Raw genomic sequence first — 17,980 nt, 5'->3', positions numbered from 1 at the left:
GGCGCGGCCCTGGCCGTTGGTGTTGTCCACGAAGGCGCCCAGCGGCGAGCTGCAGCCGGTCTGACGCCACGAGCCGGCTTTCTGACCGCGTACGTCGAAGAAGTTCGCGTTGATCGCGATCGTGGGCTGGCCCATTCGCTGCCACGCCTGCAGCGGCGCATAGAGTTCCGACGCCTGCCAGAGGCCCTCGCCGGTGCGGGCGCCGGGGTTGTTCTCGCAGCGCGCCTGATCGCCCTGGTGCGTGTCGACCAGCAGGTGGGGCGAAAGCCGGCCCGCGGCGTTCTTGATGATCATCAGGTGGCCGCCGTTGTTCATCTCGTACCAGCTGCCACCGGCGTTGAGCATCGGTGCGGGATGGCCGGGACCGAAGTTATAGACCAGGTAGGAGCCCTTGGTGGTGTTGATGGCGTTGGCCAGCAGATCGCGGCCGTCGGCGGCGTGCGCGACCGGCTGTCCGGTGGTGCACGCGAGGACAATGCCGGCGACGATGGCGGTGCAGCCGGCCACCAGCCGGCGCAAGCTGGCGCCTCGGGTCAGCACGATCGCCCTTTCCGCCCGGATCTGAATACAACATAAACATCATCAGTCACATCCGTCACACTGTCAATTTAGATAACGGGCGGATGACGCTCGGGCGGCGGTCGAATTACGTTTGCTCGCTTGGGCTTTCGCTCGACGGTTCCGGCTCGGTGGCGGCGACCGTTCGCTCGTGCTTGCCCTGGCGCGCCTTGTGCTGAGCCTGGTGTTCCTGGGCGATCGCCAGCTCGACGGCACCCGCGATCCGGTGGAATCCCTTGCGGTCGTACAGGTGCGTGACGATGCCGCCCAGCAGCAGCCCGATCACGAGGCCGATCGTCGTCATGATCAGCGCCTGGGAGATCCCGGTGTCCGCGTGCCCCTTGAAGTACAGCAACGACCGGGTGCCGAGGAAAACCTGGTGCATGGGCTCGAATTCAGCCAACCAGCGGAAGAACGTCGGCGTCGCCTCCAGCGGCACGGTGGCGCCGGCCGAGGGCAGGCCGAGGATCACGAAGATCAACATGCTGACCAGCAGGCCGCCGGTGCCCAGCACGGAGAGCAACGAACTGGAGGTGATGCCCACCGCGGCGATCGCGAACACCCCGAAGGCCCAGAGTTGCCAGCCGAGGTCGATGGGCATGCCGAGCCCATGAGCGATCGCGATATAGACGGCGGAGGTGAGCAGGCCCAGCAGCACCATGATCGCCCACTTGAGCAGCAGCGTCTGAAATCGCGAGATTCTGACCTGCTCGGCGAAGCGATACACCGGACCGAATTCGGCTGGGACGTAACCGAGTAACGCGTCGACCAGGGTGCTGACCACGATACTGCCGGTGAACCCCGCGAGCAGCAGTAAGAGCGCGTAATAGAAGGCCGATAGCCCGTTACCGGTGCCGTCGGGCAGCGGGTGGAACACGGTCGACTCGATCTCGATCGGCGTCGACAGGCCCTCTTCGGCGGCCCCGGCCAGCGGTGCGCCGCCGGTCTGCGCCTTGACCGAAGCGAGGAGTCGTTCGCCCACTTCACCATTCGCCACGCCCATCGCCATGTTCAGCGTCTGCGCGGCGATGCTGGCGCCGAGCGTGCCGGCCCGCGGGTTCGTCGAGATCGTGATCACCGGCCGTTCCGCGGGACCGGGCACCACCGCGCTGGCGCCCAGATCGCGCAGCTTCGACGAGAAGCTGGGCGGGATCAGCACCGAGCCGTACACGTGCCCGGTGCTCAACTCGTGCTTGGCGGCGTCGCGACTGAGCACGCGGACGTCGAACTTGTTCTTGTCCAGGCCGTTGACCAAGCGGCCGGTGAGTTCCGCGCCGGCCGGCCCGGCGTCCTCGTTGACCACGGCGATGGGGAAGTGCCGCAGGTTGGTCATCGGGTTCAAGATGCCGCCGAGGTAGAGCGCGCACAGCGCCGACATCAGGGCCAGCGTGATCACGAGCGGCGCCGCCCAGAACCGCACGGTCCGGACCGCCTTCACGTTCCGGTTGGGGTTCGGCGCCGCGTGCTGCGGCCGCGATTGAGACATGCCGGCTCCTGTCTGTCACGCCCACTCTATGGGCTCGCGGCCCCCAGTTCAGCGTGCATCTCCCAGACCAGTAGTTCCGACGCATCGTTCGCCGTAACCCGCGCTTCGCCGGCATCGGTGAACCGAACGGCGTCACCGTCCCGCAGGTCGCCGGCGCCCTCGCAGGTGATCGCGCCCCGCGCCACGAAGAGATGCAGGTAGGGCGCCTGCGGGAGGATCACGGTGTCACCGGGCTGCAGCCGCGCGGCGTGTAGGGCGGCGCTGCGGTTGTGCAGGTCGATCGCCCCGTCCCGGCCGCGGATACCCGAGGCGATCGTCACGAGTGTGCCGTCCAACACGTCCGCGCCGATCTCTTGCTGTTGATAGCCGGGGGCGATGCCGGCCTCGTCCGGCACCACCCACATCTGCACGAAATGCACTGGCTCCGTGGGAGAGTCGTTCTCCTCCGAGTGCAGGATTCCGGTGCCCGCCGACATGCGCTGGGCCAGGCCGGGAACGATGACGCCGTGATTGCCGATGGAGTCCCGGTGCGCCAATCGACCCTTCATCACCCACGTCACGATCTCCATGTCCCGGTGCGGATGCGTGCCGAATCCGGTTCCGGGCGCGACGATGTCGTCGTTGTTGACCAGTAGCAACCCGTGGTGGGTGTTATCCGGGTCGTAGTGGTCGCCGAACGAGAACGAGTGCCGCGATGTCAGCCAGGGTGTGTTGGTGACGGCCCGCTCGGCCGCACGCCGGATGTCCGCGTGGGCAGCCATGGGCCCAGCCTAATCTCACCGGCGACGTCAGGACACGGTCGCGGCGAGCAGCCCCTGGGCATGCCTGAGCGCGGCCTCGAGCCCGGGCAGTGTCAGTCCGGGAGAGCGGCCCAGGTGGATCTCGATCTGGTAGTCCGGCTGGCCATCCGGCCCGAAGATCGGCAGCACCACGAACTCGGCCGCGGCCAAATCGGTTTCGAGCACATCGGTGACGGACTGCAGCGTCACCATCGTCATCAGGGTGGTGAGCTGGCGGGTCACCCGCGCCGTCGGCTCCAGGGACGTCAGCACCTCGGCGAGGCGATCGTGCAGCGACTGGTGGGTGTCGTCGAACCGCCACGCGCCGTACCCACGGGCGCGAATGTCGGCGAGCACCCGCTGGTGGTCGGCGACCTCCGCCCGGGTCAGCCGCGGCATCACCCGGTGCAGCCAGGCCCGCACGAATTCGTCGTCGCGCCAGGCCATGGCGACCAGGCCGAACGGCGGGTCGATGGGGAAGCGCTGGCCGACGGCTTGCCCGCCGTCGGTTCCGTGGCCGACCGCGTCCACCGTGGTCAGGTGCCGCCCGCCGATCTTCGACATGGAGCAGCCCGCGCCGAGCGCTTCATGCAGAAACCGCAGGGCGTCGCGGCCCCGGTCCAGCAGCGGGAACTGCGCCCGTAGCCCATGCACCAGCCCGAACAGGCCACTGCCCAGGACGTAGCGGCGATCTCCGCGGCGCGCCACCCAGGCGCGCCCTTCCAGTTCGGCCAGCACCAGGGCGCAGGTGGATGTGCTGATCGCGCAGCGCTTCGCCACCTCGGCGGACGTCAGCCCTGCCGGCGAATCCGCCAGCGTGGCAAGCACATCCATCACGCGGCCGGTGGGCGGCGATTTGGCGGTTGACGTACCGATGTCCACCTCCCTACCATCCGTCCAAATTGTAAATACATGCATCCTAATATTAGGAGATATCCGCGGTGATCAAGGTCGGAGTGTGGGGGCCGGGTTCGATGGGGGTGATTGCCCTGCGCGGCGTCATCGACCACCCGGAGTTAAAGCTGGTCGATCTGGTCGTGCACAGCGACGCCAAGGCGGGCCGCGACGCGGGGGAGCTGTGCGGCATCGGGCCGGTCGGGGTTACGGCCACCCAGGACCCCTCGGCGATGCTCGCCGGCGGCGCCGATGCGGTGGTGTACGCCGCCGGCGCCAACCTGCGGCCGCTCGAGGCCGTCGAGGACATGGTCTCGATCCTGCGGGCCGGCAAGAACGTGGTGTCGTGTTCGGTTGTGCCGCTGGTCTTTCCCGACGGTGTCGACGCGGCGTTCACCGATCCCCTACGGCGGGCCGCGCTCGACGGCGGTGCGTCGTTCTTCACCACCGGCATCGACTCCGGCTTCGCCAACGACGTCCTGCCTTTGGTGCTTACAGGCGTCTCGCGCGTCATCGAGTCGGTCCGGGTGACGGAGATGTTCAACTACGCCACTTACCCGGATCGGGCCGCGGTGTACGAGATCCTGGGGTTCGGCAAACCCGCGGAATACCAGGCGTTCGCTGCCCAGCCGGGAATCTTCACCTTCGGCTGGGGGCCGGTCCTGCATCAGCTCGCCGCCGGACTGGGCGTCAAGATCGACGACATCGAGGAAAGCAACGAACGCCTTCCCGCCGCCGAGTCCTTCGACACGCCCACCGGCCACATCGACGCCGGGACGATCGCGGCCATGCGCTCCACGCTGACCGGATACGTCGCTGGGAAGCCAACTTTCGTCCTCGACCACGTCACCCGGATGCGCGACGACATCGCGCCGGACTGGCCGCAGCCTCGCATCTCGATCCCGCCGAAGGACCTCGGGTACGGGCAGGCCTCCGGGCGCGGCCTCTATCGGGTCGAGATCGAGGGATCGCCCAGCATGCGGTGCGAATTCGAGATGGCGGAAGACCACGACCACGACCTGGGCGCCCGGATCGCGGGCGCCTCGAGGATGGTCAACGCCATCCCGGCGGTGTGCGCCGCCCCGCCGGGGCTGCTCTCGGCGCTGGACCTGCCGCTGGTCACCGGGGCGGGACTGGTCCGGCCCGTGCCGGGGCCGGCACCGGACAGCCGGTTGTTCTAGGCCCCGTCGCCGGGGTAGGTCGCGGCGGCGAGCGCCAGGATCTCGGTGCGATCCGCAGGCAGGATGAAGCGAGCGTCGATGGCCGCGTCGAGCGAGGCGGTGAAGCGCTCCAGGTATTCGGCCTTGCCGCCCGGGTAGAGGCGGCGCACCGTGTCGGCGTCGAAGGGTTCACCCGCCCCGAAGATCGCGGCCATCAGGTTTTCGTCGGTGGTGACGCCGGACGTGCGCGCGATCGGTACGTCGACCCAGGGGCTCCGAATGCCGCCCTGGGCAAGGCCGTTGGCGTCGAGCACCAGCTGGGGCGACTCGGATTCGCGCATGGCTATCGGCGCGGCCGAGGGCGCCGGCTCCCCGGTCCGGATCCACCCGTCGAGCGCGGCGACCGCCGCCTGCACCACGTAGTGATGCTGCGGGCCGAAGTTGATGTAGTGATCGAGTTGCTGACCCATCAGCATGTTGGTCGGCGCGTAAGCGGCCACGATGTCGGCGAGCGGGGCCGAACCGGAGTCGATCGGCGCCACCTGAATGGTGTAGTTGTCGGCGTGCGCGGCGCCGGGGATCTCCCAGACCCGCAGCATGTCGTTGTCGGGCTGCCTGGCGGAGTAATAGCCCAGCGGCACATGGCCGAACAGATCGGTCTCGGTGATGACCGTGAGCAGTGGGACGCGCAGGTTCGGCCGGAACTTCACCGCCTGTTGCGACCCGCGCGAGGACTCCAGTCCCTCGATCAGCGAGACCCCGTCGAGCGGTGCGGCCGGCCCGAATCGGGAGTGCACCAGGAAGCCGTCGTAAACGCGGGCGAGCGGATCGACGGCGTTGACGTAGGTGGTGAGGAACATCGCCGATTGCGACTCGCCGATCCCGATGACGTGTTGCGGATGCAGCCCGGCCAGGATGCCGTCGCCCCGATCCCTGACGAGTTCGCCGGCGTGGGAGAAGATGTCGAACGCGAAGGCGTCGCCCGGGTGATGCAAGCCGCCGTAGCGGGCCGGATCTTGCGTCTTCAGGGACATGTCCATGCCGAGCAGGCTGGCGCCGCCGTCAATCCCCACCTTCTGCGCCGAGACGGCTACGTAGGCGTATCCCGCCCGGACGATTTCACGGTGCGCCATCATCCATACGGCGGGCGCGTCGATGCCGCCGCTGACGTTGAGCCACTCGACCAGCGCGGTGCCGTTGAAACGGGCCGGATCGGTGGGTGTGATGGCCACGATCCGAGTGGTGTAATCGGCTGTCCCGCTGGGTGTTACATCCCAGCGACCGTCCGGGCCGAGCTCGCCGTTCGGCGCGAAGGACGAAGCGGTGCCGGAGATGAAGAACTCTTCGGCGGCGTAGCCGACGCTGCCGATGTCGAAGGCGCCCAGCAACAGCAGCGCCTTTCCGGACGCGGGTGTGACGTCGATGTATGTCATAACGCCTCCGGCAGGCCGAACTTCGCGAACAGCTTCTCGTCGAGGAAGGCCACCACGTGTGACACCGCGTCGCCGCGCACATCGAGGACGTGCAGCTGGAAGGGCACGTGCCGATCGCCGGCGCGCATGTACATGGCGGCGCCGGGCTGCCCGTTGGCGACCACCGGCAGCAGGCGCATGTCGCCGGGGTCCTGGGCGGGGCATTGCTGGTGAATGAGGGTGACGATGTCCCGCGGGCCCCGGTACCAACCGACGTACGGCGGCATCTCCCAGATGGCCTCGGCGGTGAACAGTTCGACTAGGCGGTCGATGTCGTAGGCCTCGAAGGCGGCGATGTAGCGCGCCAGCAGGTCCTGGGTTTCCGGGGAATCCGGTGCCGCCAACCGGTCGCCCGCGCTGGGCCCGACGGCGTCCAGCTGGGACCGGGCGCGCTGCAGCAAACTGTTGACGGCGGTCGTGGTGGTGTTGATCGCGTCGGCCACTTCGGCGGCCTTCCACTGCAGCACGTCACGAAGCAACAGCACCGCCCGCTGCCGGGGTGAGAGGTGTTGCAGCGCAGCGACAAACGCCAACCGGACCGACTCTCGCGACCCGACGATGACCGACGGGTCGGCCGGGTCGTTCGTCAGGTCCGGGAGTGGTTCCAGCCAGGGCACCTCGCGCCGCTCGTGCAGTTCGGCGGTCGGGTCGGAGCTGGGTGCGCCCAACCCGGTCGGCAGCGGGCGGCGTTGCCTGCCCTCCAGCGCGCTCAGGCAGGTGTTGGTGGCGATGCGGTGCAGCCACGTCCGCATCGAGGACTTCCCCTCGAAGCGGTCGTAGGCCTTCCACGCGCGCAGCAACGTTTCCTGCACCAGATCCTCGGCGTCGTGCAGCGACCCGGTCATCCGGTAGCAGTGGGCGAGCAGCTCACGACGGTACGGCTCGGCGTGCGCCGAGAAGTCACCGCCGACCGGGGGGACGAGGTCGGAGTTCGCGGCGTTTTGCGCAAGCAGTCCCACGATGGGAGAGCCTACGACAGTGTCTGGCAGGGCGACCTGCATCGGGAGCCATTACGCTGCCCGTAATGACTAGGACCGTGCAGTGAACCGAGCCGAACGGAACTTCGACGGATTCGGTGGAGTGCGCATCGTTTACGACGTCTGGACACCGGACACCGCGCCGCGGGCGGTGGTCGTACTGTCGCACGGACTCGGCGAGTATGCCCGCCGGTACGACCACGTCGCGGAGCGTTTCGGGGAGGCGGGCCTGGTCACCTACGCGCTGGACCATCGCGGGCACGGCCGTTCGGGTGGCAAGCGGGTGCTGGTGCGTGACGTCTCCGAGTACACGGCGGACTTCGACAGCCTGGTGCGGATCGCCACCCGGGAGCATCCGGGCCTCAAATGCATCGTGCTCGGGCACAGCATGGGCGGCGGCATCGTGTTCGCCTACGGCGTCGAACGGCCCGACAACTACGACCTGATGGTGCTGTCGGGGCCCGCGGTGGCCGCCCAGGACCAGGTGTCGCCGCTGATGGCGCTGGCCGCCCGGGTCGTCGGCGGCCTGGTGCCCGGCCTGCCGGTGCAGGAGCTGGACGTCGACGCCATCTCCCGGGACCCGGAAGTGGTGGCGGCCTACAAGAGCGATCCGCTGGTGTATCACGGGAAGGTTCCGGCCGGCATCGGCCGCGCCCTCCTTCAGGTCGGCGAGACCATGCCGCAGCGCGCACCGGCGCTGACGGCGCCACTGCTGGTGGTGCACGGCTCCGACGACCGCCTGATTCCCGTCGCGGGCAGCCGGCGCCTGGTCGAGTGTGTCGGGTCCGCCGACGTCGAACTGAAGGTCTACCCCGGGCTCTACCACGAAGTCTTCAACGAGCCGGAGCGCGACCAGGTGCTGGGCGACGTGGTCGCCTGGATCACCGCCCGGCTCTGAGGCGGAACTGTCGTAGCGCTCCCGTATTTTGGCGCATATGACCCGCGCCGACGACGATGCAGAGCGGGTACCGCCCGCTCGGGGGGAGAGGAGTGGCGCACATGACGGACGACAAGATGCTGGCCCGCATCGCCGCGCTGTTGCGCCAGGCCGAAGGCACCGACAACCCGCATGAGGCGGACGCCTTCATGAGCGCCGCGCAGCGGTTGGCCACGGCGTCCTCCATCGACCTGGCGGTGGCGCGGTCCCACGCGGCGAACCGCTCGCCGGCGCAGGCCCCGACGCAGCGGACCATCACCATCGGGGAAGCCGGCACCAAGGGACTGCGGACCTATGTGCAGCTGTTCGTGTTGATCGCGATGGCCAACGACGTGCGCTGTGACGTGGCATCGAATTCGACGTTCGTCTACGCCTACGGGTTCGCCGAGGACATCGACGCCACGCACGCGTTGTACGCCAGCCTGGTGGTCCAGATGGTGCGGGCGTCGGACGCCTACCTGGCGTCGGGCGCGCACCGGCCGACGCCCACCATCACCGCGCGGCTGAACTTCCAGTTGGCCTTCGGGGCCCGCGTGGGCCAGCGCCTGGCGGAGGCTCGTGACCAGGCCCGGCGCGAGGCCACCAAGGACAGGCGCCGGCCGCCGGGCACGGCGATCGCGTTGCGGGACAAAGATGTCGAGCTGCACGACTACTACCGGAGCGCGTCGAAGGCGCGGGGCACCTATCAGGTCAGCCGGGCGACGGCGGGCTATTCCTCGTCGGCGCGGCGCGCGGGGGACCGGGCCGGTCGGCGGGCGCGGCTGGGCAGCAGCCCCGAACTCCCGGGCGCGCGCACCCCGTTGGGCCGGTGACCCCGGAACGCTCCGCCAAGAGGGACTCCCAGCGCGCCAAGGTTTACGCGGCCGAGGAGTTCGTCCGGACGCTGTTCGACCGGGCCGCCGAGCACGGGTCACCCGTCGTGGACTTCTTCGGCGGGCAGCTCACGCTGCCGCCGGAGGGACGATTCGGCTCGGTGTCCGCCGCGCAGCGCTATGTTGACCAGGTGCTTGCATTGCCGGCGGTGCGCCGGCGGTGGCCCTCCGCGGCGCCGCTGCGGGTGCGGCCGCGACGGGCCGCCACCGCGGCCCATTACGAATTCCGCGACGGCGCAGGCGTTATCGCGGTCCCCGACCGCGACACCGCCGACTGGGCGCTGCGCGAACTCGTGGTGCTTCACGAGGTCGCTCACCACCTGTGCCGGGCCGACCCACCGCACGGCCCGGAGTTCGTCGCGACGTTCGGCGAGCTGGCGGAGCTGGTGATGGGCCCCGAGTTGGGGCACGTGCTGCGCGTCGTGTACGCGAAAGAGGGTGCGCGGTGAGCGATCCCGACGCCCGGGCACGCGAGGTCGAGGCCCAGCTGACCGACGACGAGCGGTTCTCGCTCCTGGTCGGCGTGATGGGGGCCGGCGACATGTGGCCGGTGCGCGACGACCGCATCCCACCGGGCGTCCCGATGAGCGCCGGTTACGTGCCCGGCGTTCCCCGGCTCGGCATTCCGGCGTTGCAGATGAGCGACGCCGGCCTCGGTGTGACCAACCCCGGCTACCGCCCGGGTGACAGCGCGACCGCGCTGCCGGCCGGGCTGGCGCTGTCGGCGAGCTTCGATCCCGCGCTCGCCCGCGCGGCGGGGGAGGTGATCGGCCGGGAGGCCCGCAGCCGCGGGTTCAACGTGCAGCTGGCCGGCGCCATGAACCTCGCGCGCGACCCGCGGAACGGGCGCAACTTCGAATACCTTTCCGAGGACCCGCTTTTGACCGCGACGATCGCCGCGGAGTCGATCGACGGCATCCAGCAACAACACGTCATCTCGACCGTCAAGCACTACTCGCTGAACTGCAACGAGACCAACAGGCACTTTTTGGACGCCGTCATCGACCCCGACGCGCATCGCGAATCCGACCTGCTGGCCTTCGAAATGGCCATCGAGCGGGCGCGGCCGGGCGCCGTGATGGCCGCCTACAACAAGGTCAACGGCGCCTACGCCGCCGCCAACGACGTCCTGCTCAACCAAGTGCTGAAAGGCGCCTGGGGATACCCGGGCTGGGTCATGTCGGACTGGGGGGCCACGCCGTCGTGGGAGTGCGCGCTCGCCGGCCTCGACCAGGAATGCGGCGCGCAGATCGACGCGCTGTTGTGGCAGAGCGAAACCTTCGGCGCGCCGCTGCGCGCCGCCCATGCCGACGGCAGGCTGAGCGACGAGCGCCTCTCCGACATGGTCCGGCGGATCCTGCGGTCGATGTTCGCGGTCGGCGTCGACCGGGCAACGGTCACGCCCCCACCGGATCTGGCCGCCCACAACGAGATTGCGCTGCGGGTCGCCCGGCAGGGAATCGTGCTGCTGAGCAACCGCGGGCTGCTGCCCCTGGCGCCGGAATCGACCGCCCGCATCGCCGTCATCGGCGGGTACGCGAACGTGGGCGTGCCTGCCGGCTACGGGTCGAGCGCCGTCGTCCCGCCGGGCGGCTACGCGGCCGTGATTCCGATCGGCGGCGCCGGACTCGAGGCGGGGCTGCGCAAGCTGCACCTGCTGCCATCGAGCCCGCTGGACGAGCTGCGAAAGCAATTGCCCAACGCCGAAATCGAATTCGACCCCGGCATCAGTCCCACGGAGGCGGTCCGCGCGGCGCGCCGCGCGGACTTCGCGATCGTGTTCGCGGTTCGCGCAGAGGGGGAAGGGTTCGACATCGCCGACCTGTCGCTGCCGCAGGGGCAGGACGAGCTGATCACCGCCGTGTCCGCCGCCAACCCGAACACCGTCGTGGTGCTCGAGACGGGCAATCCGGTGACCATGCCCTGGCGCGACTCGGTGCGGGCGATCGTGCAGGCCTGGTATCCGGGGCAGGCCGGCGCCCAGGCCATCGCGGAAGTCCTTGCCGGGCAGGTCAATCCGTCGGGACGCCTGCCGATCACCTTCCCGGCCGACCTGCGACAGACGCCGCGCCCGGAACTGCCCGGACCCGGCGCCGCGTGGGGGGAGCCGAGCACGATCGAGTACGTGGAGGGATCCGACGTCGGCTACCGCTGGTTCGCCGCCACCGGGGCGACACCGGCGTTCGCCTTCGGACATGGCTTGTCCTACACCAGCTTTGAGTACCAAGACCTGGACGTCACCGGTGGAGACACGGTGACCGCCAGCTTCAGCGTGGTCAACACGGGCGACCGCACGGGGGCCGACGTCCCGCAGCTGTATCTCACCGGGACCCCCGACGGGCCGTGCCTGCGGCTGCTCGGATTCGAGCGGGTCGAGCTGGAACCGGGGGCCGGCCGCCGCGTGAGCGTCGAGGCGGATCCGCGCCTGCTCGCGCGCTACGACGGCGGCGTGGCGCGCTGGCGCGTCGGTGCGGGCGGCTATCGGGTGGCGATCGGCACGTCGGCGGTCACACCGCAGCTGGCAGCGACGGTCGAGCTCGCCGGGCGTACGTTCGGGCGCTGATCGCGGCGCGCCGGCCGCATCGAGTGTGCGTTCGCGGTTTTGGCTGTGCGCGCAGGGTTTCCCACCCCGGCGTGTCGCCGCCCCGGACGCACACTCGACGCGAGCCTCAGGAGGCGCGGACTACTTGACCGGGGTCAGCTCGTCGCCACAGGTGCAGCGGTACGGCTCGCCCGAACCGGAGCAGTGGCAGGGAACCTCGATACGAACGCGACACCCGCAGCCCTCGTGGCCGCAGGTCAGCTCGGTGCCTGCTTCGTAATTTGCCATTTCACTCACCCATTTCTCTGTTGTGATCCCTTACGGCTGTGGTCGACCACGCCACCCACTATATACCCCCCATGGGTATCCGTAAATGACCGTGACCGCTCCGATACCGGCGCGGCCGGCATCGCGCCGCACGGCTAGCTTGGTGGCATGACCCAGAACCCAACGCCGCAAGACGTCGACGAGTTTCTGAACGACACCGTGATCGGGGACGATCCGGCGCTGAGCGCGGCGGTCGAGGCCAGCGACGCGGCCGGCCTGCCGCAGATCGCCGTGTCGGCCCAGCAGGGCAAGTTTCTGAGCCTGCTGGCCGGCGCGGTCCGGGCCCGCCGCATCCTCGAGATCGGCACCCTGGGCGGCTTCAGCACCATCTGGCTGGCCCGCGGAGCCGGCCCGCAGGGCCGGGTGGTGACCCTGGAATACGAGCCCCGGCACGCCGAGGTGGCCCGGGCGAACCTGGAGCGGGCGGGTGTCGCCGACCGGGTGGAGGTGATCGTCGGTGCGGCGCTGGACACCTTGCCGACATTGGACGGCGGCGCGTTCGATCTGGTGTTCATCGACGCGGACAAAGAGAACTACGTCGCCTACCTGGACTGGGCGGTCCGGCTGGCCCGCCCGGGCGCACTCATCGTGGCGGACAACGTCGTTCGCGAGGGACAGATCCTGGATCCGCAGCACAACGCGCAGGCGCAGGCGGTCCGAGAGACCTTGCGACTGATGGGCGAGCACCCGCGACTGGACACGGCCGTGATCCAAACGGTCGGGGCCAAGCGCTGGGACGGCTTTGCGCTCGCGCTGGTGCGCTAAGGGCTGAGGTCGGCGACCGCCTGCGCGGCGGAACTGAGTTCGCCGATTCGCAGGGCAGTTTCGCCGGCGTACAGCGCCGCACGGTCCACCCACGCATCGGGAGTGCCGGCGAGCGGCGCGAGCGGCGTGAGCAACGGCCGGGCCGGCGACTGCATGCGCATCAACGCGCCGGCGTCGAAGTAGCCCAGCACGGCCATCGGGCGGCTCACCGCATTGATGGCAGCGGGCAACGGCTTCGCCCTGCCGTCGGCGCGGCACCAGCGCCGCGTCGCCGCGTTGGGCACGACGCGATGGCGCAGCGGCCAGCTCAGGCCGAACAGGTTGGTCTCGATCGTCGTGTCCGCGTTGGCAACTCGGCGCTGATACTCCCGGTTGGCGTTCGCCTCGTGCGTCATCAGGAAGCGCGTTCCCGCGACCACGCCGCTGGCGCCCGCGGCCAGGGCGGCGCTGGTGTCGGCACCGGTGGCGATGCCGCCGGCGAGAAACACCGGGCGGTGGCCCGCGACGGCCAGCGCCCGGGGCAGGAATTGCAGCGCCGGCATGGTTCCGACGAGGTGGCCACCGGCCTCGCGCCCCTGAGCGATCAAACCGTCGGCGCCCCAACCGATAGCGGCGCGGGCCTGCCCCGGGGTGCCGACCATCACGAAGACGAAGATGCCGGCGTCGCGCAGGTGTCGTACCAGCCCCCGCTTCTCGCCGAAGGCCAGCACGACGGCGTCGACTCCGGCGTCGACGCAGGCCGTGATGTGCCCGCGATGAACGAAGTGCAGCAACAGGTTTACCGCGACCGCGCGGCCCGGCGTCCGCTCGCGCACCTCATCGATGGACGCGCGCAGCCGGCGCGGCGTGGCGATACCCAGGGTGCCCAGGCCGCCCGCCTCGGCGACCGCGGCGGCCAGCGCGGCACCCGCCAGACCACCGCCCATGCCGGCCTGCGCGACCGGAACGTCCAGGCGCAGGCGGTCCGCGATGTCCACGCCTCACGACGCTACGCGGGTGGTCGAATCGGACCGTGATCGGGCGTAACCTTGACGGCAGATGGATGGGTGCAGACAGCTCAAAAGGCTTGCTGCATAACAGAAAGGTCACAAAATGAGTACAGTCCATTCATCAATCGATCACCACCCCGACTTGTTGGCCCTGCGCGCGAATTACGACCGCGTCGCCGAGTCGATGAGTGCGCACGTCACCTTCGGGATGGCGCTGCTGACGGGCCTGTATGTGGCCGCGTCACCGTGGCTGGTGGGCTTCAGCGCCACGGGATCGCTTGCCACGTCGAACCTGATCGCCGGGGTCGCCGCGGCGTTCTTGGCGTACGGGTTCGCAACGGCGCTCGACCGTGCACACGGGTTGACCTGGACGATGCCGGTGCTCGGCGTGTGGGTCATCGCGTCCCTGTGGATCCTGCCGGGCGTCACGCTGACCACCGGCATGACATGGTCGAACGTGATCGCGGGTGCGTTGCTGACCCTGTTGGGCCTCAACGCCACCTACTTCGGCAGGCGCACACGCGCGGCGGCCACCCACGCATAGCATCCAAACCCGTTGAGCGAGGCGGCGATCGGGGCTAGCCGCAGACCGCACCGTTCGCCGCCGTGCTCACCAGCTTGACGTACTTGGCCAGTACGCCCGTCTTGTAGCGCGGCGGGGGAGGGGTGAAACCCTTTCGCCGGGAATCGAATTCGCTCCCGTCGACCAGCACGTCCAGCACGCGGTTCGCGACGTCCAGGCGGATCGGGTCGCCGTCGCGCAGGAAGGCGATTGGCCCGGCGTCGACCGCCTCCGGCGCGATGTGCCCCACGCACAGGCCGGTCGTCCCGCCCGAGAACCGGCCGTCGGTCAGCAGTAGCACGTCTTTACCCAGGCCGGCGCCCTTGATGGCGCCGGTGATGGCGAGCATCTCGCGCATCCCCGGACCGCCCTTGGGACCCTCGTACCGGATCACCACGGCGTCGCCCTTGGTGATCGTCCCGTCCTCCAGGGCATCCAGCGCGGCCCGCTCACCGTCGAAAACCCTTGCCGTGCCCTCGAACACGTCAGAGTCGAAGCCGGCCGACTTGACCACCGCGCCCTCGGGCGCCAGCGATCCGCGCAGGATGGTGATGCCCCCGGTCGGGTGGATGGGATTGTCCAGCGCCCGCAGCACCTTGCCGTCGGGGTCGGGTGGGTCGATCGCGGCCAGGTTCTCGGCGACGGTCTCGCCCGTCACCGTCAGGCAGTCGCCGTGCAGCAGGCCCGCATCCAACAGCGCCTTCATCGCCACCGGCACGCCGCCGATTTGGTCGACGTGCGACATGACGTGGCGACCGAACGGCTTGACGTCGGCCAGGTGCGGCACTTTCGAACCGATCCGGCTGAAGTCGTCGAGGGACAGCTCCACGTCGGCCTCGTGCGCGATCGCCAGCAGGTGCAGCACGGCGTTGGTGGATCCGCCGAACGCCATCACCACCGCGATCGCGTTCTCGAAGGCCTCCTTGGTCAGGATGTCGCGGGCGGTGATCCCGCGCCGCAGCAACTCGACGACGGCCGCACCGCTGCGGCGGGCGAACCCGTCGCGGCGGTAATCGGTCGCCGGTGGGGCCGCGCTGCCGGGCAGCGACATGCCGAGCGCCTCCGCGGCGCTGGCCATCGTGTTGGCGGTGTACATGCCGCCGCACGCGCCCTCGCTGGGACAGATCGCGCGTTCGATGGCGTCGACGTCCTCCCGGGGCATCAGGCCGCGCGCGCACGCGCCCACCGCCTCGAACGCGTCGATGATGGTGACCTCGCGTTCGGTTCCGTCGGACAGCTTGGCCCGCCCGGGCAGGATCGACCCCGCGTAGAGGAACACCGCCGCCAGGTCCAGGCGCGCGGCGGCCATCAGCATCCCGGGCAGGGACTTGTCGCAGCCGGCCAGCAGCACCGAGCCGTCGAGGCGCTCGGCCTGCATCACGGTCTCGACGCTGTCGGCGATCACCTCGCGCGACACCAGTGAGAAGTGCATGCCCTCGTGGCCCATCGAGATGCCGTCGGACACCGAGATCGTCCCGAACTCCAGCGGGAAGCCGCCGGCCGCGAACACGCCCTCCTTGACCGCCTTGGCGAGCCGGTCCAGCGAGAGGTTGCACGGCGTGATCTCGTTCCACGACGACGCCACCCCGATCTGCGGCTTGGCGAAGTCCTCGTCGCCCATGCCGACCGCCCGCAGCATGCCCCGCGCGGCGGCCTTCTCCAGGCCGTCGGTTACGTCACGGCTGCGCGGTTTGATGTCGGTGACTCCGGACGCATCGCGTGTTGTGGCCATCCTGCAAGTATGCGTGAACAGGCCGGACGGCAAATGTGCGGGTCATACCCGGGCGGGGTATAAAGTGGAATCGTGACGCCGGCCCGGCCACGCGCGGCGGGCGTGGATGGGCAGGGGTGAAGGACAGGATGACGAACGCGCACGGATATTCGCAGCAGAAGGACAACTACGCCAAGCGGCTGCGGCGCATCGAGGGTCAGGTGCGCGGCATCGCGCGGATGATCGAAGAGGACAAGTACTGCATCGACGTCCTCACCCAGATCAGCGCGGTCAACAGCGCGCTGCGTTCGGTCGCCCTGAATTTGCTCGACGAGCACCTCAACCACTGCGTCACCCGCGCCGTGGCCGAGGGCGGCGACGACGCCGACCAGAAGCTCGCCGAGGCCTCCGCCGCCATCGCGCGCCTCGTTCGTTCCTGATTGGTGACCGAGTTGAGACCCGGATTACGGCCCCGATAAGGGGGGAGCCGTAGTTGCGGTCCGTACGGTAAGGCAGTGTGATCGCATTAGGCGCGACAACCCAGGAACTGGGTAGCCCGGCCGATACCGACGCCATGACTGCCGAAACCAATGCTGCCGCCCGAACGTGGACGCCACGGGTCGCGGCCCAGCTTGTGGTGCTGGCGGCGGCGGCCTTTACCTACGTGACCGCCGAGATCCTGCCCGTCGGCGCGCTGCCGGCGATCGCCCGCAACCTGCACGTCAGCCTGGTCCTCGTCGGGACCCTGCTGTCGTGGTACGCCCTGGTCGCGGCGCTGACCACGATTCCGCTGGTGCGCTGGACCGCGCACCTGCCGCGCCGCCGGGTGCTCGTGCTGAGCCTGACCTGCCTGACCGTCTCGCAGATGATCTCGGCGGTGGCCCCCACCTTCGAAGTACTGGCCGCCGGTCGCGTGCTGTGCGCGATCACGCACGGGCTGCTGTGGTCGGTCATCGCGCCGATCGCGACGCGGCTGGTACCGCCGAGCCACGCCGGCCGCGCGACGATGTCGATCTACGTCGGAACCAGCCTGGCGCTGGTGGTCGGTAGCCCGCTGACGGCGGCCATGAGCCTGATGTGGGGCTGGCGCCTGGCGGTGGTGTGTGTGACCGTGGCGGCCGTCATCGTCACGGTGGCCGCGCGGGCGCTGCTGCCGGAGATGGTGCTCACCGAGGACCAGCTGAAGTGCGTGGGCCCCCGGTCCCGCCACCACCGCAACCGCCGGCTGATCATCGTCAGCATCATCACCATGGTCGGCGTGACCGGGCACTTCGTCTCCTACACCTACATCGTGGAGATCATCCGCGAGGTCGTCGGCGTGCGGGGGCCGAACCTGGCATGGGTGCTGGCCGCCTACGGCGTGGCGGGGGTGATAGCCGTCGGCCTGGTGGCGCGGCCGCTGGACCGCAGGCCCAAGGGGGCGATCATCGGGTGCCTGGCCGGTTTGACGGCCGCATTCGTGGTGCTGACCGCGCTGGCACTGGGCGGCCGCCCCGCCGCGGCCGCGGCCCTGATCGGGACGGCCGCGATCGTGCTGTGGGGGGCGATGGCCACCGCCGTGTCGCCGATGATGCAGTCCGCGGCGATGCGCAGCGGCGCCGACGACCCCGACGGGGCGTCGGGGCTCTACGTGACGGCTTTCCAGGTGGGCATCATGGCGGGCGCGCTGGCGGGCGGGCTGCTCTACGAGCGCAGCGTAGTGCTCATGCTGACCGCGTCGGCCGGTTTGATGGCGGCCGCGCTGGTCGGGGCGGCCGCCAATCGTCAGGCGCTCGACGTTGCGCCGACAAGCTCACGCGATTCATAGCCAGCCAGCTCAACGGCCAAAATGGCTGTGTATTCGGCCTCCGCGCGGTTTCGAATTTGTTAGCTGGCAGGCGCCCTATGCCACACTGTGTCAGGAACTCGAACGTGGAGGGATGCATATGTCGGGCTGGACGCGCGGGCGG

The 17,980-nt window shown here is 69.6% G+C and carries 16 protein-coding genes and 2 pseudogenes; 9 read left to right on the top strand and 9 right to left on the bottom strand.

Annotated features, from left to right (window positions below; translation table 11 throughout):
• The 4 genes and pseudogenes from A5691_RS02535 to A5691_RS02520 all read right to left on the bottom strand — a co-directional run.
• Positions 1–567: pseudogene (locus tag A5691_RS02535) on the bottom strand (hypothetical protein); the annotation flags it as partial.
• 79 nt (positions 568–646) lie between these two features.
• Positions 647–2,044, bottom strand: coding sequence for a YhgE/Pip domain-containing protein (locus tag A5691_RS02530; protein WP_067756090.1), 1,398 nt, complete (start codon positions 2,042–2,044; stop codon positions 647–649).
• Positions 2,045–2,070: 26 nt separating this feature from the next.
• Positions 2,071–2,805: a pirin-like bicupin family protein gene (locus A5691_RS02525; RefSeq protein WP_067756086.1), complete on the bottom strand. Its 735-nt coding sequence runs from the start codon at positions 2,803–2,805 to the stop codon at positions 2,071–2,073.
• A 27-nt stretch (positions 2,806–2,832) separates the two neighbouring features.
• A complete protein-coding gene (locus A5691_RS02520) occupies positions 2,833–3,657 on the bottom strand; it encodes a MarR family transcriptional regulator (protein WP_067756159.1) in 825 nt (274 codons plus the stop codon).
• A 107-nt stretch (positions 3,658–3,764) separates the two neighbouring features.
• On the opposite strand from A5691_RS02520, the gene A5691_RS02515 reads away from it, so the two are divergent.
• On the top strand, positions 3,765–4,898 hold the full coding sequence (locus A5691_RS02515; RefSeq protein ID WP_082950099.1) for a dihydrodipicolinate reductase: 1,134 nt from the start codon (positions 3,765–3,767) through the stop codon (positions 4,896–4,898).
• Here the strand turns inward: A5691_RS02515 and A5691_RS02510 are convergent.
• Positions 4,895–6,310, bottom strand: coding sequence for an alpha/beta hydrolase domain-containing protein (locus A5691_RS02510; RefSeq protein ID WP_067756083.1), 1,416 nt, complete (start codon positions 6,308–6,310; stop codon positions 4,895–4,897). The genes A5691_RS02515 and A5691_RS02510 overlap by 4 nt on opposite strands.
• Positions 6,307–7,437, bottom strand: a pseudogene (locus A5691_RS02505) (sigma-70 family RNA polymerase sigma factor). The gene A5691_RS02510 and the pseudogene A5691_RS02505 overlap by 4 nt, the downstream one beginning before the upstream one ends.
• On the opposite strand from A5691_RS02505, the gene A5691_RS02500 reads away from it, so the two are divergent.
• The 4 genes from A5691_RS02500 (at position 7,430) to A5691_RS02485 (ending at position 11,698) form a co-directional block, all read left to right on the top strand.
• Complete coding sequence (locus A5691_RS02500) at positions 7,430–8,224, top strand: lysophospholipase (RefSeq protein ID WP_369807429.1); 795 nt, start codon at positions 7,430–7,432, stop codon at positions 8,222–8,224. The pseudogene A5691_RS02505 and the gene A5691_RS02500 sit on opposite strands and share 8 nt — an antisense overlap.
• A gap of 101 nt (positions 8,225–8,325) precedes the next feature.
• The gene (locus A5691_RS02495; RefSeq protein WP_067756073.1) at positions 8,326–9,075 is read left to right on the top strand and encodes a DUF2786 domain-containing protein; all 750 of its coding nucleotides are present in this window, start codon (positions 8,326–8,328) and stop codon (positions 9,073–9,075) included.
• Positions 9,072–9,584 carry a TIGR04338 family metallohydrolase gene (locus tag A5691_RS02490; protein WP_067756071.1) on the top strand — a complete coding sequence of 171 codons (513 nt, stop codon included), beginning with the start codon at positions 9,072–9,074 and terminating at the stop codon, positions 9,582–9,584. The genes A5691_RS02495 and A5691_RS02490 overlap by 4 nt, the downstream gene beginning before the upstream one ends.
• Entirely contained in the window at positions 9,581–11,698 is a 2,118-nt protein-coding gene (locus tag A5691_RS02485; protein ID WP_197505004.1) for a beta-glucosidase, read from the top strand. Before A5691_RS02490 ends, A5691_RS02485 begins: the two co-directional genes overlap by 4 nt.
• 120 nt (positions 11,699–11,818) lie before the next feature.
• Here the strand turns inward: A5691_RS02485 and mymT are convergent, their stop codons facing one another.
• Positions 11,819–11,965: a metallothionein MymT gene (gene mymT, locus A5691_RS27060; protein WP_073877879.1), complete on the bottom strand. Its 147-nt coding sequence runs from the start codon at positions 11,963–11,965 to the stop codon at positions 11,819–11,821.
• 147 nt (positions 11,966–12,112) lie between these two features.
• On the opposite strand from mymT, the gene A5691_RS02480 reads away from it, so the two are divergent.
• Entirely contained in the window at positions 12,113–12,769 is a 657-nt protein-coding gene (locus A5691_RS02480) for an O-methyltransferase (protein WP_067756069.1), read from the top strand.
• Here the strand turns inward: A5691_RS02480 and A5691_RS02475 are convergent.
• Positions 12,766–13,746: a nitronate monooxygenase gene (locus tag A5691_RS02475; protein WP_067756066.1), complete on the bottom strand. Its 981-nt coding sequence runs from the start codon at positions 13,744–13,746 to the stop codon at positions 12,766–12,768. The genes A5691_RS02480 and A5691_RS02475 overlap by 4 nt on opposite strands.
• Positions 13,747–13,861: 115 nt before the next feature.
• On the opposite strand from A5691_RS02475, the gene A5691_RS02470 reads away from it, so the two are divergent.
• Positions 13,862–14,302 (top strand): SPW repeat protein, encoded by a 441-nt coding sequence (locus A5691_RS02470; protein ID WP_067756065.1) that lies wholly within the window; start codon positions 13,862–13,864, stop codon positions 14,300–14,302.
• A 34-nt stretch (positions 14,303–14,336) separates the two neighbouring features.
• Here the strand turns inward: A5691_RS02470 and ilvD are convergent, their stop codons facing one another.
• Positions 14,337–16,052 (bottom strand): dihydroxy-acid dehydratase, encoded by a 1,716-nt coding sequence (gene ilvD, locus A5691_RS02465; protein WP_067779238.1) that lies wholly within the window; start codon positions 16,050–16,052, stop codon positions 14,337–14,339.
• Positions 16,053–16,180: 128 nt separating this feature from the next.
• Here ilvD and A5691_RS02460 point away from each other — a divergent pair, with 128 nt between their 5' ends.
• Both A5691_RS02460 and A5691_RS02455 read left to right on the top strand, forming a co-directional pair.
• Positions 16,181–16,471, top strand: a complete 291-nt coding sequence (locus A5691_RS02460) for a metal-sensitive transcriptional regulator (RefSeq protein WP_007167284.1) — start codon at positions 16,181–16,183, stop codon at positions 16,469–16,471.
• A 134-nt stretch (positions 16,472–16,605) separates the two neighbouring features.
• Positions 16,606–17,838, top strand: coding sequence for an MFS transporter (locus A5691_RS02455; protein ID WP_068016804.1), 1,233 nt, complete (start codon positions 16,606–16,608; stop codon positions 17,836–17,838).
• Positions 17,839–17,980: the final 142 nt, after the last annotated feature.

Source organism: Mycobacterium sp. E183 (assembly GCF_001667735.1).
In the GTDB taxonomy this organism is placed as follows: domain Bacteria; phylum Actinomycetota; class Actinomycetes; order Mycobacteriales; family Mycobacteriaceae; genus Mycobacterium.
This window is presented reverse-complemented; position numbering and strand designations above follow the sequence as displayed.